This window comes from Pseudomonas sp. P5_B3 (genome assembly GCF_056400405.1).
Map to the genome: position 1 here is coordinate 178,586 of NZ_JBFULI010000001.1, position 19,461 is coordinate 198,046.

The following is a 19,461-nucleotide window of genomic DNA, read 5'->3' on the forward strand; positions in this document are numbered from 1 at the left end:
TACGTGAGAGCCAGAAAGCCCCTGCTTGCTCTTTTGCTGCTCGCCACGTTCCTGGGCGGTTGCTCCAGCTTCGACGTTCAGCGTGTACCGAGCCAGGCGCTACCGGCTTCAGACTCGGCATTCGGTCGCTCGGTCCAGGCACAGGCTGCACCTTACAAGGGGCAATCGGGCTTTCGCCTGCTATCGGACAGCACCGAGGCCTTCACCGCCCGTGCCGAACTGATACGCAATGCCCAAAGCAGCCTCGATTTGCAGTACTACATCGTGCACGACGGCATCAGCACGCGCATGTTGATCGAGGAATTGCTAAAAGCTGCCGATCGGGGCGTACGGGTGCGGGTACTGCTCGACGACACCGCCAGCGACGGCCTGGACCGGGTCATCGCCACCCTCGCCGCGCATCCGAAAATCCAGATCCGCGTGTTCAATCCGCTGAATCTTGGTCGCAGCACCGGCGTGACCCGTACCGTGGGCCGGCTGTTCAATCTGTCGCAACAACATCGACGCATGCACAACAAGCTGTTGCTGGCGGACAACAGCATGGCCATCGTCGGAGGACGCAATCTGGGGGACGAGTATTACGATGCCAAGCCCAACATGAATTTCACCGACATCGACATGCTCAGTGTCGGTCCGGTTGCCGAGCAACTCGGGCACAGTTTCGACCAGTACTGGAACAGCGCCCTGAGCAAGCCGATCGACGAGTTCCTGTCGAGCAAACCTTCCCCCCAGGACCTGGAAAACACCCGCACCCGGCTGGAAGAGTCCCTGGCGGAAACGCGAAAACAAAATCACGCGCTCTACAAACACTTGATGACCTTCACCACCCACCCGCGCCTGGACATCTGGCGCCGCGAACTGATCTGGGCCTGGAACCAGGCATTGTGGGATGCGCCGAGCAAGGTACTGGCCAAGGGCGAGCCCGATCCGCAGTTGCTGCTGACCACGCAACTGGCACCTGAACTCAACAACGTCAGCAAAGAACTGATCATGATCTCGGCCTACTTTGTGCCCGGCCAGCCGGGACTGGTGTACCTGACCGGGCGCGCCGATGCCGGCGTTTCCGTGAGTTTGCTGACCAATTCACTGGAAGCCACGGACGTTCCCGCCGTACACGGTGGCTACGCCCCCTATCGCAGGGCGCTGCTGGAGCACGGCGTGAAGCTCTACGAATTGCGTAGCCAGCCCGGTGAGGGCGGCGGCAGCGGTAGCGGGCCGCATCTGTTTTCCAGCAGCGCCTATCACAGCTCTGACTCCAGCCTGCACAGCAAGGCGATGATCTTCGACCAGCAGAAATCCTTTATCGGCTCTTTCAATTTCGATCCGCGCTCGGTGCTGTGGAACACCGAAGTCGGCGTGCTGGTGGACAGCCCGGAATTGGCCGCACAGGTCCGTGAACTGGCGTTGCAGGGCATGGCACCGGCCCTGAGTTATCAGGTGGAGCTGGAAAACGATCAGATCGTCTGGACCACCGAAGACGACGGAAAAATGCACACCCTGACCAAGGAGCCAGGTAGTTCGTGGCGGCGATTCAATGCGTGGCTGAGCAATACGGTTGGGCTGGAGAAAATGCTCTAGGCCGGCTCGACAATCGCCCCAAACGCACCTTGCCGCGACACCACGATCAATACGCCCAAGGCCCCCACCGCCATCAGCAACGGCAACGCATGACCGCTGATCCACTGGCTGCCGGCGCCCGCCAACAGCGGCCCGATCAGACAACCAATCCCCCACAGCTGGGCGATGTGGGCGTTAGCCCGCACCAGCGCATCGTCGCGATAACGCTCGCCGATCAGGATCAACGACAAGGTGAATAACCCGCCAGCGCTGGCGCCGAACAACACCCACAGCGGCCAGATCAGCAATGTGTCGATCAGCATCGGAATCGCCAGACTCGACAGCAGCAAGACGACTGCGCAGCCGGTAAACAACGCACGGCGTGACAAGCGATCGGCCAACGCACCAATCGGCAATTGCAGCACTGCATCGCCGACCACCACTGTACTGACCATCGCCAGGGCGATCTCCGTGGTGAAGCCCTGGCGCAGGCAATAGACCGGCAACAGCGTCAGAATCATCGCCTCGAACGCGGCGAACAGCGACACCGCCCAGGCAATCGCCGGCAGGCCACGACAGAACGCGAGCAAATCACTCAAGGTCACGCTGCTGGCCTCGCTGCTCGGTGCACCACTGCGCCCCAGCAACAGAAACGGAGCAGCCATCAGTAAACCGACGCCGACCCAAAAACCATAATCGTGCTCGGTGCCAAGGAAGCCCAGCAACACCGGCCCGGCCAGCTGACTCAGTGCGTAGCTGCTGCCATACAGCGCCACCAGCCGCCCGCGCCATTGCTCGACCACCAGTTGATTGATCCAGCTTTCACCGATGATGAATACCAGGGTCAGGATCACCCCGATCATCAGCCGCAACACCAACCAGATCGGATAGCTCGGCAACAGCGCCAGCAAACCGATCGAAACCGCCCCGGCCCACAGGCACAGGCGCATCAGATTGGCCGTACCGAAGCGCGCCGCCAAATGACTGGAGATTTTCGCCCCCAACAGGACGCCGATGGCCGGCATCGCCGCCATCACACCAATGGCAAACGAGCCGTAGCCCCAACTCTCCAGACGAAAGGACACCAGCGGCATGCTGACACCCAGGGCCAGGCCGACACTCAGGACAGATGCCAAAACGGCGAAATAAGTCGCCCAACGCATGTTCCACGCTCCTGTGGATATTTTTTATGTACAACACAAAACACTGTGGGAGCGAGCTTGCTCGCGATAGCGGTACAACATTCAACATTGAAGTCGACTGTTACACCGCTATCGCGAGCAAGCTCGCTCCCACAAGGGATCTGTGTCGTTCAGGAGGCCTGCTTACAACAGGCCTCCCTTAACGACCTACAACTTGATCCAGGTCGCCTTCAGCTCGGTGTACTTGTCAAACGCGTGCAGGGACTTGTCGCGACCGTTGCCGGACTGCTTGAAGCCACCGAACGGAGCGGTCATGTCGCCGCCATCGTACTGGTTGACCCACACGCTACCGGCACGCAGTGCTCGGGCAGTGAGGTGAGCCTTGGAGATGTCGGCCGTCCAGACCGCAGCGGCCAGGCCGTACGGCGTGTCGTTGGCGATCGCGATGGCCTCTTCGGCGCTGTCGAATGCAATGACCGACAGTACCGGGCCGAAGATTTCTTCCTGGGCGATTTTCATCGCGTTGCTCACACCGTCGAAAATCGTCGGCTCAACGTAAGTGCCGCCAGTTTCCTGGAGCGTACGCTTGCCTCCGGCCACCAGCTTGGCGCCGTCGGCATGGCCGGACTCGATGTAGGACAGCACGGTGTTCATCTGCTGGGTATCGACCAGCGCGCCAACGTTGGTCGCCGGGTCCAGCGGGTTGCCCGGCTTCCAGGTTTTCAGCGCCTCGATCACCAGCGGCAGGAATTTATCCTTGATCGAACGCTCCACCAGCAGGCGCGAACCGGCAGTGCAAACTTCGCCCTGGTTAAAGGCGATGGCACCGGCAGCCGCTTCGGCAGCGTCTTGCAGGTTCGGCGCATCGGCGAACACGATGTTCGGGCTCTTGCCGCCGGCTTCGAGCCAGACGCGCTTCATGTTCGACTCGCCGGAGTAGATCAGCAGCTGCTTGGCGATTTTTGTCGAACCAGTGAATACCAGGGTGTCGACGTCGTTGTGCAGGGCCAGGGCCTTGCCGACTGTGTGACCGTAACCCGGCAATACGTTCAGCACGCCTTTCGGGATGCCGGCTTCGACAGCCAGTTCAGCGATGCGAATCGCCGTCAGCGGCGATTTTTCCGACGGTTTGAGAATCACCGAGTTACCGGTGGACAGCGCAGGACCCAGCTTCCAGCACGCCATCATCAGCGGGAAGTTCCACGGCACGATGGCACCGACCACGCCAACCGGCTCACGGGTCACCAGGCCCAGTTGATCGTGCGGGGTTGCAGCGACTTCGTCGTAGATCTTGTCGATGGCTTCGCCGCTCCAGCTCAGAGCTTGCGCCGCGCCGGGAACGTCGATGTGCAGGGAATCGCTGATCGGCTTGCCCATGTCCAAAGTTTCAAGCAGGGCCAGCTCTTCGGCGTGCTGCTTGAGCAGGCCGGCGAAACGGATCATGGTGGATTTGCGTTTGGTCGGCGCCAGGCGCGACCAGACACCGGAATTGAAGGTGGTGCGGGCGTTTTCCACGGCGCGCTGGGCGTCGGCGGCGTCACAGCTGGCAATCTTGCCCAGCAGACGGCCATCGACCGGGCTGATGCACTCGAAGGTCTCGCCAGAGGCGGCGTCGGTGTATTCGCCATTGATATAAGCGCGGCCTTCTATTTTCAGGTCGCGGGCACGTTGTTCCCAGTCGGCACGGGTCAGGGTGGTCATGCGAATGTCCTCCTCTTATTGATACGACACCCGCGTTCTTCGCGGGCGCTGTCAGGAATTCTGCCCGGCCAGCCTGCTATTCGGCCCAAGGCATCCGCCACCCTAAACCAGCCGCCCATGAAGTTTCAATATATTTGACATAACGCCGGCAAACGGCCTTGCGATGTTCATTTTAATAAACATAGACTTTGGGCTGACCAACCACTCGCGCCGTAATCACGGAGGGAAAACAACAATGAACATCCAGAACGTCGTCGACTTCAGCCAGGCTACCACCGTCGCCGAACGCTACCGTCCGGACCCGGCCAAAGTGCTCAAGGGCGACCCGGAGCAAGCGGTTTACAACCACTACAACAGCCCTTGTGGTCAGTTGAACGCCGGTGTGTGGGAAGGTGCCGTCGGCCAGTGGATGGTGAACTTCACCGAACACGAATACTGCGAAATCGTTCAGGGTGTTTCGGTGCTACGCGACAGCGACGGCAACGCCAAGACCTTGCGCGCCGGTGACCGCTTCGTCATTCCGGCCGGGTTCAAAGGCACCTGGGAAGTGCTGGAGCCATGCCGCAAGATCTACGTGGCGTTTGAACAGAAGGCTTGAAGATTTCAGGTGTTTGAGCCGGCGAAGAGCCCCTGAAAGCCGACACAAAAACCCTCAGGCAACAAAAAAGGCCCGTATCKCGMGATACGGGCCTTTTTTGTAAGAGGGAAAAATCAATTACTTGATTTTGCCTTCTTTGTAGATCACGTGCTTGCGAACAACCGGATCATATTTCTTGATCTCGATTTTGTCCGGGGTAGTACGCTTGTTCTTGTCGGTAGTGTAGAAGTGACCAGTACCGGCGCTCGAAATCAAACGAATCAATTCACGCATGATTAGCTCCCTTAAACCTTGCCATCGCGGCGAAGTTCGGCCAGCACGACAGTGATGCCACGCTTGTCGATGATACGCATGCCTTTGGCAGATACGCGCAGACGCACAAAACGTTTCTCTTCTTCAACCCAGAAGCGGTGATGCTGCAGGTTCGGCAGGAAACGACGACGGGTTTTGTTGTTTGCGTGGGAAATGTTATTCCCGGTTACCGGACCCTTACCGGTAACTTGACATACTCTAGACATGCCTCAGCCCTCTAAAACCACATGCCCAACCCGGCATGGGTTGGCCGCTTAATCTCTCAGTCATTTGGCGCCAGGCGCCGCGTTTCTTTAGAGGTCTTACCGGCTACACCTACAGTGAAGGAACCGGGCCCCTAGAAAAGAGCGCTGCTTTATACCAGAAAGACTGGAGAGCAACAACATTYAGTGTGCGTAGAATTCACAAAATCCCCGTTTTCCGGGCTTCGAGCGCCTTGGACAAAGGCTATCGTCGATGGCGACCGCTCGTCGCAGAGTATCGCTCACCGAGCCGACCAGGGAGTTTGCTCAACCGCTGCACAGCAAATTCAGTCGCCTATAGTCTCCTCAAAATGAAAAAGGGGATAGTCATTTGCAAAAGAGCCCACTAGGGTAAGCCTTTTCCAGACTGCACTTGCAGATGGGCCTTCGATCTGTAAAGGAAGCCGACCATGCGCCTCGCTGCCCTACCGCTGTTGCTCGCCCCGCTTCTGCTGAGCCCACAGGCCTTTGCCGCCGCCCTGAGCGTCTGCACCGAAGCCAGCCCTGAAGGCTTCGACGTGGTGCAGTACAACTCGCTGACCACCACCAACGCCTCGGCCGATGTGCTGATGAACCGCCTGGTGGACTTCGACACAGCCAGTGGCAAAGTGGTCGCCAGCCTCGCCGACAGCTGGGAAGTCAGCACCGACGGCCTGACCTACGTCTTCAAGTTGCACCCGCTGGTGAAATTCCATCGAACGGAGTACTTCACCCCAACGCGTGACCTGAGCGCCGAGGATGTGATTTTCAGCTTCGAACGCATGCTCGACCCGGCCAATGCGTGGCACAAAGTCGCCCAGAGCGGCTTCCCGCATGCGCAATCGATGCAGTTGCCTGCACTGATCAAGAAGATCGACGCCCTCGATCCGCAGACCGTGCGCTTCACCCTCGACCACCCGGATTCGACCTTCCTGGCGACCCTGAGCATGGGCTTCGCCTCGATCTATTCGGCCGAATACGCCGACAAACTGATGAAAGCCGGCACGCCGGAGAAGCTCAACAGCCAGCCAATCGGCACCGGGCCGTTCGTTTTCACGCGCTTCCAGAAGGACGCCTCGGTTCGCTACAAAGCCAACCCCGAATACTTCGGCGGTAAACCCTCTGTAGACCCGCTGATCTTCGCAATCACGCCGGACGCCAACGTGCGCCTGCAGAAATTGCGCCGTAACGAATGCCAGATCGCCCTGTCGCCCAAGCCTCTGGACGTACAGGAAGCGCTGAAAGAGCCGGCTCTGAAAGTCGAAAAGACTGACGCGTTCATGACCGCATTCGTCGGCATCAACAGCCAGCATCCGCCGCTGGACAAGCCAGAAGTGCGTCAGGCCATCAACCTTGCCTTCGACAAGGCCAGCTATGTCAAAGCCGTGTTCGAAGACACCGCCGAGGCGGCCAACGGTCCGTACCCGCCCAACACCTGGAGCTACGCGAAAAACCTGCCGGGCTACCCTCACGACATCGAAAAGGCCAAAGTCTTGATGGCCAAAGCCGGACTCAAGGAAGGCTTCCAGACCACCATCTGGACCCGCCCTTCCGGCAGCCTGCTCAACCCCAACCCGAGCCTCGGTGCGCAACTGCTGCAGTCCGACCTGGCCGAAATCGGCATTCAGGCAGAAATACGTGTGATCGAATGGGGCGAGCTGATCCGCCGCGCCAAGGCCGGTGAACACGACTTGCTGTTCATGGGGTGGGCTGGCGACAACGGTGACCCGGACAACTTCCTCACGCCGCAGTTTTCCTGCGCCGCGGTCAAGTCCGGGACCAACTTCGCCCGTTACTGCAACCAGGATCTGGACAAGCTGATCAGCGCCGGCAAGACCACTGGCGAGCAAGGTGTGCGTAGCAAGCTCTACGAACAGGCGCAGACGCAGATCCAGCAGCAGGCGCTGTGGTTGCCCCTGGCCCACCCAACTGCTTTCGCGCTGACGCGCAAGGATGTCGAGGGATACTCGGTCAGCCCGTTCGGTCGACAGGATTATTCGAAGGTCAATTTCAAATAACCCGCCATACACAAAACCTGTAGGAGTGAGCCTGCTCGCGATTGCATTCTTTCAATTATCGGACAAGGTGACTGACACGACGCCATCGCGAGCAGGCTCGCTCCTACAGGGGCTCGCATCATCCTGCCTACATCCACCCATACTCCGCCATGGACAACGGATCGCCGTCGCCGATGATGAAATGGTCAAGCACCCGCACGTCAATCAACTCCAGCGCCTTTTGCAGGCGCTTGGTCAGCACCCGGTCGGACTGACTGGGGTCGGTGTTGCCCGAAGGATGATTGTGGCAGAGGATCAATGCCGCTGCGTTGTTGGYCAAGGCGCGCTTGACCACCTCTCGCGGATGAACACTGGTGTTGTCGATGGAGCCGCGAAACAGCGTCTCAAACGTCAGCACCTGATGCTTGGAATCGAGAAACAGGCAACCAAATACCTCGTGTGGCTCATGGCGCAGCATCGATTTCAGGTACTCGCGAACCGCGTGAGGATTCTCCAGTGCCGATTTTTGGCGCGCACGCTCGGCCAGATGACGCCTGCTCATTTCTTGCGCAGCCTGCAACTGTGCAAATTTCGCCGGCCCAAGTCCCAACTGCTTGCTGAACGTTTCCTGATCGGCCTCAAGCAGCAAACGCAGGCTGCCAAACTGATTCAACAGGTGTCGCGCCAGATCTACTGCACTTTTACCCACCACGCCCGTGCGTAAAAAGATCGCCAGCAGTTCGGCATCCGAAAGGCTTCCCGCGCCCTGTTCAAGCAACCTCTCCCGCGGCCGTTCCGCCGCCGGCCAATCGCGAATACTCATAGCACCTCCCTGTCTGTGGGCACCGCTGTTCCATAGCGGTCGCTGTGATATCGTAGCCCATCTTTTTTGCGGGCGAATTCACCCTGGGGAGGGGGGTTCGCCACGTATGTCACCAACGAATTGAAAGGCAGGCCTATGCAGCGGCTGTATCGGAAACGCATTGTTCTGGGCGTCGGCGGCGGCATCGCTGCCTACAAGAGCGCCGACCTGGTTCGCCGCCTGATCGATCAGGGCGCGGAAGTGCGCGTGGTCATGACCCGTGGCGGCGCAGAGTTCATCACCCCGCTGACCATGCAGGCCCTGTCCGGGCACCCGGTCCACCTGGACCTGCTGGACCCGGCGGCCGAAGCGGCCATGGGCCACATCGAACTGGCCAAATGGGCCGACCTGGTACTGATCGCCCCCGCCACGGCGGACTTGATCGCCCGTCTGGCCCAAGGCATTGCCGACGACCTGCTGACCACGCTGGTGCTGGCCACCGACGCGGTGGTCGCCGTTGCACCGGCAATGAACCAGGCGATGTGGCGCGATCCGGCGACCCAGGCCAACCTGCAAACCCTCGAAAGCCGCGACATCAAGGTCTTCGGCCCGGCTTCCGGCAGCCAGGCCTGCGGCGACGTGGGCCTGGGGCGCATGCTCGAAGCCCTTGAACTCGCCCAATGCGCTGCCGACTGCTTCCAGCGTCAGGCACTGACCGGTAAACACGTGTTGATCACGGCCGGTCCGACCCAGGAAAACATCGACCCGGTGCGCTACATCACCAACCACAGCTCCGGGAAAATGGGCTTTGCCCTGGCCGAAGCCGCCGTGGAAGCCGGTGCCCGCGTAACCCTGATCACCGGCCCGGTGCATCTGCCGACCCCGGATCGCGTCACCCGCATCGATGTGGTCAGCGCCCGCGACATGTTGGCCGCTTGTGAAGCGGCGATCCCTTGCGACCTGTTCATCGCCTCGGCAGCAGTCGCGGACTACCGCCCGGAAGTCGTTGCCCCACAGAAACTCAAGAAAGATCCTACAAACGGCGACGGCTTATTGCTACAGATGGTGCGTAACCCGGACATCCTGGCCACCATCGCCACCCGCCCCGACCGCCMGTTCAGTGTCGGTTTCGCCGCCGAGACCGAACACCTGCTCGATTACGCTGCGCGCAAGCTGAAAGACAAGAACCTCGATTTGATCGTCGCCAACGACGTCGCCAACCCGAGCATTGGCTTCAACAGCGAAGAAAACGCCTGCAGCGTGATCGACCGTGAGCTACACGCCACACTTTTCGCCCAGACCAGCAAGAGCAAGATTGCTCGCCAGCTGATCACTTTTATCGCCGAACGTCTGAACCAGGTTTAATTTACATGCACGCTTTGCAAGCCAAGATCCTCGACCCCCGCATCGGTACCGAATTCCCGCTGCCGCAATACGCCACACCGGGCTCCGCCGGCCTCGACCTGCGCGCCATGCTGGAACAGGACACCGTGATCAAGCCGGGTGAAACCGTGCTGATCCCCACTGGTCTGTCGGTCTATATCGGCGACCCGAACCTGGCAGCGCTGATTCTTCCGCGCTCGGGGATGGGCCATAAGCACGGCATCGTGCTGGGCAACCTGGTGGGGCTGATCGACTCCGACTACCAAGGCCCATTGATGGTCTCCTGCTGGAACCGTGGCCAGACCGAATTCACCATGCCGGTTGGCGAGCGCCTGGCGCAATTGGTGCTGGTACCGGTAGTGCAGGCTCACTTCGAAATGGTTGAAGAGTTTGTTGAAACCGAGCGCGGCACTGGCGGTTTCGGTCATACCGGTACCCGTTGATCCGGTCACGCTCTTCTTGTGGCGGTGGAACGGACTCCCTCGCCACAAAATTCAAATTGTCATCTGCAAGGTTTAGCTCCGAAAATCAAGGCATTGCCCGGTCAAACCCCTACCGTCAGGGGCATCATGGCCCTTTCATACCACGAACTCTCTGTGGAAAACGCCGTCATACCCTTCAGTTTGAACCTGCTGCCGAATGAATCGGCGGCCTGTCCAGCCACTTTCGAGATGGAGCATTTCCACAGATGAACACCCCGGCCAAAGTCGCACCCAAGTTCCCTGACAGCATCTTTCGCGCCTATGACATCCGCGGCACCGTCCCGGAATTCCTGAACGCTGAAACCGCTTACTGGATCGGCCGCGCCGTCGGCTCCCAAAGCCTGGCCCAGGGCGAGCCAAACGTGTCCGTCGGGCGCGATGGCCGCTTGTCCGGCCCGGAGCTGGTCGCGCAACTGATCAAAGGCATCGCCGACAGCGGCTGCCACGTCAGTGATGTCGGCCTGGTCCCGACTCCGGCGCTCTACTACGCCGCCAACGTGCTCGCCGGCAAATCCGGCGTGATGCTTACCGGCAGCCACAACCCGTCGAACTACAACGGCTTCAAGATCGTCATTGCCGGCGACACCCTGGCCAACGAACAGATCCAGGCCCTGCATGACCGCCTCAAGACCAACAACCTGAGCAGCGGCCAGGGCAGCATCACCCAGGTCGAGATCCTCGACCGCTACACCACCGAAATCGTCCAGGACATCAAGCTGGCCCGTCGCCTGAAAGTGGTCGTGGACTGCGGCAACGGCGCCGCCGGCGTGATCGCCCCGCAACTGATCGAAGCGCTGAACTGTGAAGTCATCCCGCTGTTCTGCGAGGTGGATGGCAACTTCCCGAACCACCACCCGGACCCGGGCAAGCCTGAAAACCTCGTGGACCTGATCGCCAAGGTCAAGGAAACCAACGCTGACATTGGCCTGGCCTTCGACGGCGATGGCGACCGCGTCGGCGTGGTGACCAACACCGGCAGCATCGTCTACCCGGACCGCCTGCTGATGCTGTTCGCCCGCGACGTCGTGGCGCGCAACCCGGGCGCCGAGATCATCTTCGACGTCAAATGCACTCGCCGCCTGATTCCGCTGATCAAGGAATACGGTGGCCGGTCGTTAATGTGGAAGACCGGTCACTCGTTGATCAAAAAGAAAATGAAACAATCCGGCGCCCTGCTGGCTGGCGAAATGAGCGGGCACATCTTCTTCAAGGAGCGCTGGTTCGGTTTCGACGACGGCATTTACAGCGCCGCGCGCTTGCTGGAGATCCTCAGCAAGGAAAAATCCTCGGCCGAAGAGCTGTTCGCGACCTTCCCGAACGATATTTCTACGCCGGAAATCAATATCCATGTGACCGAAGAGAGCAAATTCAGCATCATTGATGCATTGCACGATGCGCAGTGGGGCGCAGGCGCCGACCTGACCACCATTGACGGCGTGCGAGTCGACTATGCCAAAGGCTGGGGCCTGGTACGCGCATCCAACACCACACCGGTGCTGGTGCTGCGTTTCGAGGCCGATGACGAGGCTGAACTGCAACGCATCAAGGATGTGTTCCACATCCAGCTCAAGCGCGTTGCACCTGATCTCCAACTACCGTTCTGATTCACCCGGAGCCCTGAATGACCCTCGAACGCGAAGCCGCCGCCAACACCGCCAAGGTCCTGTCCGAAGCGTTGCCTTACATCCGCCGTTATGTCGGCAAGACCCTGGTGATCAAATACGGCGGCAACGCGATGGAAAGCGAGGAGCTGAAAACCGGCTTCGCCCGCGACATCGTGCTGATGAAGGCCGTGGGCATCAACCCGGTGGTGGTTCACGGTGGCGGCCCGCAAATCGGTGACCTGCTCAAGCGCCTGTCGATCGAGAGCCATTTCGTCGACGGTATGCGCGTCACCGACGCGGCGACCATGGACGTGGTGGAAATGGTCCTCGGCGGCCAGGTCAACAAAGACATCGTCAACCTGATCAACCGTCACGGCGGCAGCGCCATCGGCCTGACCGGTAAAGACGCCGAGCTGATTCGCGCGAAGAAGCTCACTGTTACCCGTCAGACGCCGGAAATGACCACCCCGGAAATCATCGACATTGGCCACGTGGGCGAAGTAGTCGGCATCAATACCGACCTGCTGAACCTGTTGGTCAAGGGCGATTTCATTCCGGTGATCGCACCCATCGGTGTCGGCGCCAACGGCGAGTCGTACAACATCAACGCTGACCTGGTGGCCGGTAAAGTCGCCGAAGCTTTGAAAGCCGAGAAGCTGATGCTGCTGACCAACATCGCCGGCCTGATGGACAAGTCGGGCACGGTCCTGACCGGCCTGACAACCCAGCAAGTCGACGACCTGATCGCCGACGGCACCATCTACGGTGGCATGCTGCCGAAGATCCGCTGCGCACTGGAAGCGGTCCAGGGCGGCGTGGGCAGCTCGCTGATCATCGACGGTCGCGTGCCGAACGCGATCCTGCTGGAAATCTTCACCGATACCGGCGTGGGCACCCTGATCAGCAATCGCAAGCGTCCTTAAGCGATAGCGCAAACAAGAAGACCCCGCTCGGCCTGGCTGAGCGGGGTCTTTTTATTTGTGTCGCCTTCCCTGTGGGAGCGAGCTTGCTCGCGATGACGGAGTGTCAGTCGACGGTTATGCTGGCTGATAAATAGCTATCGCGAGCAAGCTCGCTCCCACAGGTATGTCACAAAGCCATCAGACGCCGAACTGGGCGCGGTAGGCTTCCACGGCCGGCAGATGCTGCTTGAGCTGCGGGTCATCCGCCAGGAATTCCAGCACCTGATTCAGCGAAACGATGCTGATCACCGGGATGCCGAAGTCACGCTCGACCTCCTGGATCGCCGACAATTCGCCGTTGCCACGTTCCTGACGGTTCAGGGCGATCAGCACGCCGGCGGCCTTGGCGCCGTCCTGGGAAGCGATGATTTGCATCACTTCACGGATCGCGGTGCCAGCGGTGATTACGTCGTCGATGATCAGCACATCGCCGGTCAACGGTGCGCCGACCAGGCTGCCGCCTTCGCCATGGGCCTTGGCTTCCTTGCGGTTGAAGCACCATGGCAGGTCACGGTTGTGATGTTCGGCCAGTGCCACGGCGGTGGTCGCCGCCAACGGGATGCCTTTGTAAGCCGGTCCAAACAGCACGTCGAACGCAATGCCGCTCTCGGCAATGGCAGCGGCGTAGAAACGACCCAGTTGCGCCAGGGCCGAACCCGAGTTGAACAGGCCCGCATTGAAGAAGTAAGGACTGGTGCGCCCGGACTTCAGGGTGAACTCACCGAAGCGCAAAACGCCGCGATCGATGGCAAAACGGATGAAATCGCGCTGATACGCTTGCATGAAAAAACCCCAAATACCACGGATTTAGCTAATTAGCTTGACGCCGTGTATCATACACGCACGCGATTTTTGGGGCCATTTATGCGGATCATCAGTGTGAACGTCAATGGTATTCAGGCTGCAGTCGAGCGTGGTTTGCTCAGTTGGCTGCAAGCACAGAATGCCGACGTCATCTGCCTGCAGGACACCCGTGCCTCCGCCTTTGAACTGGATGACCCAGCCTTCCAACTGGATGGCTACTTCCTTTATGCCTGCGATGCCGAAGTCCCCGCCCAAGGCGGCGTGGCTTTGTATTCGCGGTTGCAACCGAAGGCTGTCATCAGCGGTCTCGGTTTCGAGACGGCCGACCGCTACGGGCGCTACCTGCAAGCCGATTTCGACAAGGTCAGCATCGCGACCTTGCTGCTCCCTTCGGGGCAGAACGGCGATGAAGACTTGAATCAGAAGTTCAAGCTAATGGACGACTTCGCCCGTTATCTGGATAAACAGCGGCGCAAACGTCGCGAGTACATTTACTGTGGCTCGCTGTATGTGGCGCAACAGAAGCTGGATATCAAGAACTGGCGCGACAGCCAGCAATCTCCGGGCTTCCTGGCACCTGAACGTGCCTGGATGGACGAGATTGTCGGCAACATGGGTTATGTCGATGCCCTGCGTGAAGTCAGCCGTGAAGGCGACCAGTACAGCTGGTGGCCAGACAACGAACAGGCGGAGATGCTTAACCTCGGTTGGCGCTTCGACTATCAACTGCTGACCCCAGGCCTGCGCCGCTTCGTGCGTAGCGCACGCTTGCCACGCCAGCCGCGGTTCTCGCAACACGCACCGCTGATCGTGGACTACGACTGGACGCTGACGATCTAAGTGATTTTTCACTGAGCAGTCTGATAGACAGTCGAAAAAATGCCCGTATCGCAAGATACGGGCATTTTTTATGCGCTCTATCCAGGGGCTCCCAGCGACCTGAACTTCAAGCCGCGGCGATAAACGGCAGTGCAAGGTACAACTTGATCACGATCGCATTAATGATGTCGATGAAGAAAGCACCCACCATTGGCACCACCAGGAAGGCTATCTGCGAAGGTCCGTAGCGCTGTGTCACCGCTTGCATGTTAGCGATGGCTGTTGGCGTGGCACCCAGTCCAAAACCGCAGTGCCCTGACGCCAGTACAGCCGCATCGTAGTTACTGCCCATCATCCTGAACGTCACAAAAATCGCGAACAGTGCCATGACCAGCGTTTGTGCAGCCAGGATGATGAAGATCGGCAAAGCCAGTGCAGCCAGATCCCACAGCTTGAGCGACATCAGAGCGATCGCCAGAAACAGCGACAAGCTGACGTTCCCCAGCACTGAGACTTCACGCTCAAACACCTGATACACGCCAAGCGCCGAAAGCCCGTTTCGTAAAACCACGCCCACGAACAACACGCAAACGAATGTCGGCAACTCAAATGCGGTTCCTTGAAGCCACCCATTCAGGAGTGAGCCCGTCAGCAGGCTGACCGCGATCAGAGCCAGTGTCTCGACAAGTGAAAATGACGTGATCGAGCGCTCTTTGTTCGGCTGCTCAAAACCCTTGGGCAACCGTGGCTTTTCCTGCTCGAGGCCGGGTGTCTGGACACGGCTGATGAGCAGGCGGGCAACCGGCCCACCAATCAAACCGCCCAGCACCAGGCCAAACGTCGCAGAGGCCATGGCCAGTTCAGAGGCAGACGCCAGACCGAACTTCTCGCTGAACGTCGCCCCCCACGCAGCACCTGTACCGTGGCCGCCTGCCAAGGTAATCGAACCCGTCAGCAAGCCCATCAAGGGATCGAGCCCCAACGCCGTTGCGAGTCCGATGCCCATCGCATTCTGGATCACCAGAAGTCCGACAACCGCCAGCAGAAAGATCCCCACGACGCGCCCGCCCTTCTTCAGGCTGGCGAAGTCTGCACTCAAGCCGATGGTGGCAAAAAACGCCAACATCAAGGGAGTTTGCAGCGAGGTATCAAATCGGATTTCAAAATCGAGGGTTCTCAAAGCCAGAAGGCCCAAAGCAACCACCAGGCCGCCTGCTACAGGCTCCGGGATATTATAAATACGTAAAAAGCCAATACGTGAGACAAGAGCGCGCCCCAGCAAAAGTACTAAAGAGGCGGCAACAAGTGTTCCATAAAAATCGAGCTGAAGCATTTGGGATATTCTTGCCGTAACATTCAGGGGCGAACTTTTTACCTGGGCACGCCTCTTGAACAGGTTGATCCATCTCAACACTGACTAGTATTGGATTCAGAGGCCGTCAATGGTCCGAATATATCGAAATATTTCATTATAAATATTACTTGCGGCAACTTTATCAATCGCCAAGCCTCATTGCCAAGCATACAAGCTGCACTGAGCTTTGCAGTTTGTGACTAAACGTGTAAGAAGTTTTATTTGCACGAATGAACTTCGCTTGAACAGCGAGCGACCAAGTACGCAACATTAGAGATTAATCTGATTGCAAAAATACAAATGCCCCAACATGTCGGGGCATTTGTATTGAACTGCGCTTAAAACAGCATCAGCGTCCTGGCTTACTTGATCAACCGCCAGGTGAACGGATACCGATAAGGCTGCCCTTCATTGGCCTTCACCCCGGCGATGATCGTCAGCACCAGCGCACCGATGGCGATCAGGCCAAACAGGAAGAACCCGATAATCACCACCATCAGCAAGAAGCAAATGGCCGAGGCAATGGCGACGGAGATCTGAAAGTTCAGCGCTTCCTTGCCCTGAGCATCGATGAACGGGTCCATCTCGCGCTTCATCTGCCAGAGAATCAGCGGGCCGATGATCGTGCCAAACGGAATCCAGATCCCCAGCAAGGCGGACAAGTGGCAAAACATGGCCCACTGACGCACCTCTTGGCTCGGCGTGGGCAGTGGCAGTTGCTCATCACTCATGGCGTCCTCCTTGCCTGGAGCAGTCCGGTCAGTCGGCCAATGCGGCCTTTTGCAGTTCGAAGATCTCGTTCATGCCTTTCTTCGCCAGCTCGAGCATGGCGTTCAACTCTTCAGGCTGGAACGGCGCGCCTTCGGCAGTGCCCTGGACTTCGATGAAACCACCAGCGCTGGTCATCACCACGTTCAGGTCCGTCTCGGCGGCCGAGTCTTCCAGGTAGTCGAGGTCAAGCACCGGCTCACCCTTGTACATGCCCACGGAGACAGCAGCGATCATCTGTTTGACCGGGTCACCACCCTTCAGGCCGCCACGCTTCTTGATGACTTTCAAGGCATCGATCAGCGCAACCATGGCACCGGTAATCGAAGCCGTGCGGGTACCGCCATCGGCCTGGATCACATCGCAGTCGACGTACAGGGTGACGTCGCCCAGCTTGGACATGTCCAGCGCAGCGCGCAGGGAGCGACCGATCAGACGCTGGATTTCCAGGGTGCGACCACCTTGCTTGCCACGGCTGGCTTCACGCTGGTTACGCTCGCCGGTAGCACGCGGCAGCATGCCGTACTCGGCAGTCAACCAACCCTGGCCCTGGCCTTTCAGGAAACGCGGTACGCCCGGCTCAACGCTGACGGTGCAGATGACCTTGGTATCACCGAACTCGACCAGCACAGAACCCTCGGCGTGTTTGGTGTAGTTGCGGGTGATGCGGATCGAGCGGAGCTGATCGGCAGCGCGACCACTTGGACGTATCATAGGGAGTACCTGTACTGGGGACGGAAAACTGCGGAGCATTATAGAGCCGCCGGCCGCCACTGGGCACGTCTAAAAAATTCCGCCGACGACCGAGGGCTCTGCACCGCACGTCGGCGAAGGCCTGCCGCTCTTTGTCACACCGTGTGTTTGGGCGCATCCGCGCCACTGCGCTACAATCCTGCGCCTTTGCCGTCAGTCGGCTTTAATTCATTGATATCGGATTCCCGGAACCTCGGTTCGGTGCCGATCTGCATTGCGAGGTACCGCCATGGTGCACAGCATGACCGCCTTCGCCCGCGTCGAAAACGCCGGCGTCCAGGGCACCCTGAGCTGGGAGCTGCGGTCGGTCAACAGCCGCTACCTGGAACCCCACCTGCGCCTGCCGGAGTCCTTTCGCGACCTCGAGGGCGCTGTTCGTGAAGCCCTGCGCCAGGGTATATCGCGGGGCAAGCTCGAATGCACCCTGCGCTTCACCGAAGAAAACACCGGCAAGGCGCTGCAAATTGATCAGGAACGTGCCGCGCAACTGGTCGCCGCCGCCGAGACCATCGCCAGCCTGATCAAGAACCCGGCTGCGCTGAACCCGCTGGAAGTCCTGGCCTGGCCCGGCGTACTGGTAGGCGACGCCATCGATCCGCAAGCCTTGAACGCCGAAGCGCTGGCTCTGTTCAATCAGGGCCTCAAGGAACTCAAGGCCGGCCGCGAGCGCGAAGGCGCGGAGTTGGCGCGGCTGATCAACGAGCGTCTGACCTCCATCGAAGACGACGTGGTGACTTTGCGCGAACTGGTCCCGCAAATGCTCGCCACCCAGCGCCAGAAAGTCCTCGACCGCTTCGCCGACATGAAGGCCGAGATGGACCCGCAGCGCCTGGAACAGGAAATGGTCATGCTCGCGCAAAAAAGCGACGTCGCCGAAGAACTGGATCGCCTGAGCACCCACATCATCGAAGTTCGCCGGGTGCTCAAATCCGGCGGCGCTGCCGGTCGGCGCCTGGACTTCCTGATGCAGGAACTCAATCGCGAAGCCAACACACTGGGCTCCAAAGCCTTCGACCCGCGCAGCACCCAGGCTGCGGTCAACCTCAAGGTGTTGATCGAGCAGATGCGCGAACAAGTGCAGAATATTGAGTAAGGCTACCCCGACATGACACACAGCACTGGCACCCTGTACATCATTTCCGCCCCTTCTGGCGCGGGCAAGAGCAGTCTGGTCAAGGCCCTGACCGACGCCGATCCGGAGATCCGCGTCTCGGTCTCCCACACCACCCGCGCCATGCGCCCCGGTGAAGTGAATGGCGTGAACTATCACTTCGTCGACCGTAGCGAGTTCGTGAAAATGATCGAGCACGGAGATTTCCTCGAGCGCGCCGAAGTGTTCGGCAATCTCTACGGAACTTCGCAAAGCCACCTGCAGCAGACCCTGGACGAAGGCCACGACCTGATTCTGGAAATCGACTGGCAAGGTGCCGAGCAAGTGCGCAAGCTGATGCCTCAGGCCCGCTCGATCTTCATTTTGCCGCCGTCATTACAGGCCCTGCACCAGCGCCTGACCAATCGCGGCCAGGACAGTGACGAGATCATTGACGGYCGGATGCGCGAAGCCGTCAGCGAAATGAGCCACTATGTCGACTACGACTACTTGATCATCAACGACGATTTCGCCCACGCACTGCACGATCTGAAGGCGATTTTCCGCGCCAATCAGCTGATTCAGAAACGCCAGCAGCAGCGCCACGGCAAATTACTTGCTGAATTGCTTGCCTGACAGCTCTTCCCAAAACAGCTGCAAGGGCTTTACATTGGTACTTGCAGCGCGTTGAAGGGCTTGGTCAAAAAATCAGCGCTTCCCTAATCGCTGGTGATTTTTTAAACTGTTGAGTCCGCTCGCCCATCCGGGCAGCGCGCATATTGCATTTGCTACGAGGAAGACCATGGCCCGCGTAACCGTTGAAGACTGCCTAGAACACGTGGATAACCGCTTTGAGCTGGTCATGCTCTCTACCAAGCGTGCCCGTCAACTGGCCACCGGCGGCAAAGAGCCGAAAGTAGCATGGGAAAACGACAAGCCTACCGTCGTCGCCCTGCGCGAAATCGCTGAAGGCCTGATCGACTACGCAGCTATCGCCGAAGCCGAAATCGTTGAAGATGAACCGCTTTTTGCTGCATTCGAGGACGAGTCCAACGAGGCCGTCTAAGCCTATGCCTGGTCGACGTAGCACGGCGCGGGATAAAAGCTTACGG

The 19,461-nt window shown here is 59.2% G+C and carries 19 protein-coding genes and 1 pseudogene; 11 read left to right on the forward strand and 9 right to left on the reverse strand.

What is annotated here, in order from left to right; all coding sequences use genetic code 11:
• Positions 1-3 precede the first annotated feature (3 nt).
• A complete protein-coding gene (locus AC1DRN_RS00870) occupies positions 4-1,578 on the forward strand; it encodes a phospholipase D family protein (protein ID WP_223460446.1) in 1,575 nt (524 codons plus the stop codon).
• Here AC1DRN_RS00870 and AC1DRN_RS00875 read toward each other — a convergent pair.
• The gene (locus tag AC1DRN_RS00875) at positions 1,575-2,720 is read right to left on the reverse strand and encodes an MFS transporter (protein WP_223460448.1); all 1,146 of its coding nucleotides are present in this window, start codon (positions 2,718-2,720) and stop codon (positions 1,575-1,577) included. The two genes, AC1DRN_RS00870 and AC1DRN_RS00875, sit on opposite strands and share 4 nt — an antisense overlap.
• Positions 2,721-2,906: 186 nt before the next feature.
• Positions 2,907-4,400, reverse strand: coding sequence for an aldehyde dehydrogenase (locus AC1DRN_RS00880; protein WP_223460450.1), 1,494 nt, complete (start codon positions 4,398-4,400; stop codon positions 2,907-2,909).
• Positions 4,401-4,635: 235 nt separating this feature from the next.
• Here AC1DRN_RS00880 and AC1DRN_RS00885 point away from each other — a divergent pair, with 235 nt between their 5' ends.
• Positions 4,636-4,998: a cupin domain-containing protein gene (locus AC1DRN_RS00885; RefSeq protein ID WP_223460452.1), complete on the forward strand. Its 363-nt coding sequence runs from the start codon at positions 4,636-4,638 to the stop codon at positions 4,996-4,998.
• Positions 4,999-5,115: 117 nt separating this feature from the next.
• On the opposite strand, the gene rpmG is transcribed toward AC1DRN_RS00885, so the two are convergent.
• Positions 5,116-5,271: a 50S ribosomal protein L33 gene (rpmG, locus tag AC1DRN_RS00890; RefSeq protein ID WP_003177274.1), complete on the reverse strand. Its 156-nt coding sequence runs from the start codon at positions 5,269-5,271 to the stop codon at positions 5,116-5,118.
• A gap of 11 nt (positions 5,272-5,282) precedes the next feature.
• A complete protein-coding gene (gene rpmB / locus AC1DRN_RS00895) occupies positions 5,283-5,516 on the reverse strand; it encodes a 50S ribosomal protein L28 (protein ID WP_007975166.1) in 234 nt (77 codons plus the stop codon).
• A 446-nt stretch (positions 5,517-5,962) separates the two neighbouring features.
• On the opposite strand from rpmB, the gene AC1DRN_RS00900 reads away from it, so the two are divergent.
• Entirely contained in the window at positions 5,963-7,549 is a 1,587-nt protein-coding gene (locus tag AC1DRN_RS00900; RefSeq protein ID WP_223460454.1) for an ABC transporter substrate-binding protein, read from the forward strand.
• Between the two features lie 127 nt (positions 7,550-7,676).
• On the opposite strand, the gene radC is transcribed toward AC1DRN_RS00900, so the two are convergent.
• Positions 7,677-8,351, reverse strand: a complete 675-nt coding sequence (radC, locus tag AC1DRN_RS00905; RefSeq protein WP_477786602.1) for a RadC family protein — start codon at positions 8,349-8,351, stop codon at positions 7,677-7,679.
• A gap of 135 nt (positions 8,352-8,486) precedes the next feature.
• On the opposite strand from radC, the gene coaBC reads away from it, so the two are divergent.
• From coaBC to argB, 4 genes and pseudogenes are all read left to right on the forward strand, one after another.
• Positions 8,487-9,695 carry a bifunctional phosphopantothenoylcysteine decarboxylase/phosphopantothenate--cysteine ligase CoaBC gene (gene coaBC, locus AC1DRN_RS00910; protein WP_477786603.1) on the forward strand — a complete coding sequence of 403 codons (1,209 nt, stop codon included), beginning with the start codon at positions 8,487-8,489 and terminating at the stop codon, positions 9,693-9,695.
• A gap of 5 nt (positions 9,696-9,700) precedes the next feature.
• A complete protein-coding gene (gene dut, locus AC1DRN_RS00915) occupies positions 9,701-10,156 on the forward strand; it encodes a dUTP diphosphatase (protein ID WP_007975171.1) in 456 nt (151 codons plus the stop codon).
• Positions 10,157-10,422: 266 nt separating this feature from the next.
• Positions 10,423-11,799 (forward strand): annotated as a pseudogene (locus AC1DRN_RS00920) (phosphomannomutase/phosphoglucomutase); the annotation flags it as partial.
• Positions 11,800-11,816: 17 nt separating this feature from the next.
• Positions 11,817-12,722, forward strand: a complete 906-nt coding sequence (argB, locus tag AC1DRN_RS00925) for an acetylglutamate kinase (RefSeq protein ID WP_008047078.1) — start codon at positions 11,817-11,819, stop codon at positions 12,720-12,722.
• 177 nt (positions 12,723-12,899) lie between these two features.
• On the opposite strand, the gene pyrE is transcribed toward argB, so the two are convergent.
• On the reverse strand, positions 12,900-13,544 hold the full coding sequence (pyrE, locus tag AC1DRN_RS00930; RefSeq protein WP_008047079.1) for an orotate phosphoribosyltransferase: 645 nt from the start codon (positions 13,542-13,544) through the stop codon (positions 12,900-12,902).
• Positions 13,545-13,625: 81 nt separating this feature from the next.
• Between pyrE and AC1DRN_RS00935 the strand changes: the two genes are divergently transcribed.
• Positions 13,626-14,405, forward strand: a complete 780-nt coding sequence (locus AC1DRN_RS00935) for an exodeoxyribonuclease III (RefSeq protein WP_003176915.1) — start codon at positions 13,626-13,628, stop codon at positions 14,403-14,405.
• A gap of 106 nt (positions 14,406-14,511) precedes the next feature.
• Here the strand turns inward: AC1DRN_RS00935 and gltS are convergent, their stop codons facing one another.
• The 3 genes from gltS to rph all read right to left on the reverse strand — a co-directional run bounded on the left by gltS (position 14,512) and on the right by rph (position 17,220).
• The gene (gene gltS, locus AC1DRN_RS00940; protein ID WP_223460456.1) at positions 14,512-15,717 is read right to left on the reverse strand and encodes a sodium/glutamate symporter; all 1,206 of its coding nucleotides are present in this window, start codon (positions 15,715-15,717) and stop codon (positions 14,512-14,514) included.
• A gap of 383 nt (positions 15,718-16,100) precedes the next feature.
• Entirely contained in the window at positions 16,101-16,469 is a 369-nt protein-coding gene (locus AC1DRN_RS00945) for a DUF4870 domain-containing protein (protein ID WP_007996522.1), read from the reverse strand.
• Positions 16,470-16,497: 28 nt separating this feature from the next.
• The gene (gene rph, locus AC1DRN_RS00950; protein WP_223460458.1) at positions 16,498-17,220 is read right to left on the reverse strand and encodes a ribonuclease PH; all 723 of its coding nucleotides are present in this window, start codon (positions 17,218-17,220) and stop codon (positions 16,498-16,500) included.
• A gap of 268 nt (positions 17,221-17,488) precedes the next feature.
• Here rph and AC1DRN_RS00955 point away from each other — a divergent pair, with 268 nt between their 5' ends.
• The 3 genes from AC1DRN_RS00955 to rpoZ all read left to right on the forward strand — a co-directional run bounded on the left by AC1DRN_RS00955 (position 17,489) and on the right by rpoZ (position 19,415).
• Positions 17,489-18,352, forward strand: a complete 864-nt coding sequence (locus AC1DRN_RS00955) for a YicC/YloC family endoribonuclease (RefSeq protein WP_115948392.1) — start codon at positions 17,489-17,491, stop codon at positions 18,350-18,352.
• Between the two features lie 12 nt (positions 18,353-18,364).
• The gene (gene gmk / locus AC1DRN_RS00960; protein ID WP_223460460.1) at positions 18,365-18,985 is read left to right on the forward strand and encodes a guanylate kinase; all 621 of its coding nucleotides are present in this window, start codon (positions 18,365-18,367) and stop codon (positions 18,983-18,985) included.
• 166 nt (positions 18,986-19,151) lie between these two features.
• Positions 19,152-19,415, forward strand: a complete 264-nt coding sequence (gene rpoZ, locus AC1DRN_RS00965; RefSeq protein ID WP_007921129.1) for a DNA-directed RNA polymerase subunit omega — start codon at positions 19,152-19,154, stop codon at positions 19,413-19,415.
• Positions 19,416-19,461: the final 46 nt, after the last annotated feature.

Coding starts and splice junctions, on each gene's coding strand:
- AC1DRN_RS00875 (WP_223460448.1), bottom strand. CDS start 2,720: ATGCGTTGGGCGACTTATTTCGCCGTTTTGGCATCTGTCCTGAGTGTC.
- AC1DRN_RS00880 (WP_223460450.1), bottom strand. CDS start 4,400: ATGACCACCCTGACCCGTGCCGACTGGGAACAACGTGCCCGCGACCTG.
- AC1DRN_RS00885 (WP_223460452.1), top strand. CDS start 4,636: ATGAACATCCAGAACGTCGTCGACTTCAGCCAGGCTACCACCGTCGCC.
- rpmG (WP_003177274.1), bottom strand. CDS start 5,271: ATGCGTGAATTGATTCGTTTGATTTCGAGCGCCGGTACTGGTCACTTC.
- rpmB (WP_007975166.1), bottom strand. CDS start 5,516: ATGTCTAGAGTATGTCAAGTTACCGGTAAGGGTCCGGTAACCGGGAAT.
- AC1DRN_RS00900 (WP_223460454.1), top strand. CDS start 5,963: ATGCGCCTCGCTGCCCTACCGCTGTTGCTCGCCCCGCTTCTGCTGAGC.
- dut (WP_007975171.1), top strand. CDS start 9,701: ATGCACGCTTTGCAAGCCAAGATCCTCGACCCCCGCATCGGTACCGAA.
- argB (WP_008047078.1), top strand. CDS start 11,817: ATGACCCTCGAACGCGAAGCCGCCGCCAACACCGCCAAGGTCCTGTCC.
- pyrE (WP_008047079.1), bottom strand. CDS start 13,544: ATGCAAGCGTATCAGCGCGATTTCATCCGTTTTGCCATCGATCGCGGC.
- AC1DRN_RS00935 (WP_003176915.1), top strand. CDS start 13,626: ATGCGGATCATCAGTGTGAACGTCAATGGTATTCAGGCTGCAGTCGAG.
- gltS (WP_223460456.1), bottom strand. CDS start 15,717: ATGCTTCAGCTCGATTTTTATGGAACACTTGTTGCCGCCTCTTTAGTA.
- AC1DRN_RS00945 (WP_007996522.1), bottom strand. CDS start 16,469: ATGAGTGATGAGCAACTGCCACTGCCCACGCCGAGCCAAGAGGTGCGT.
- rph (WP_223460458.1), bottom strand. CDS start 17,220: ATGATACGTCCAAGTGGTCGCGCTGCCGATCAGCTCCGCTCGATCCGC.
- AC1DRN_RS00955 (WP_115948392.1), top strand. CDS start 17,489: ATGGTGCACAGCATGACCGCCTTCGCCCGCGTCGAAAACGCCGGCGTC.
- rpoZ (WP_007921129.1), top strand. CDS start 19,152: ATGGCCCGCGTAACCGTTGAAGACTGCCTAGAACACGTGGATAACCGC.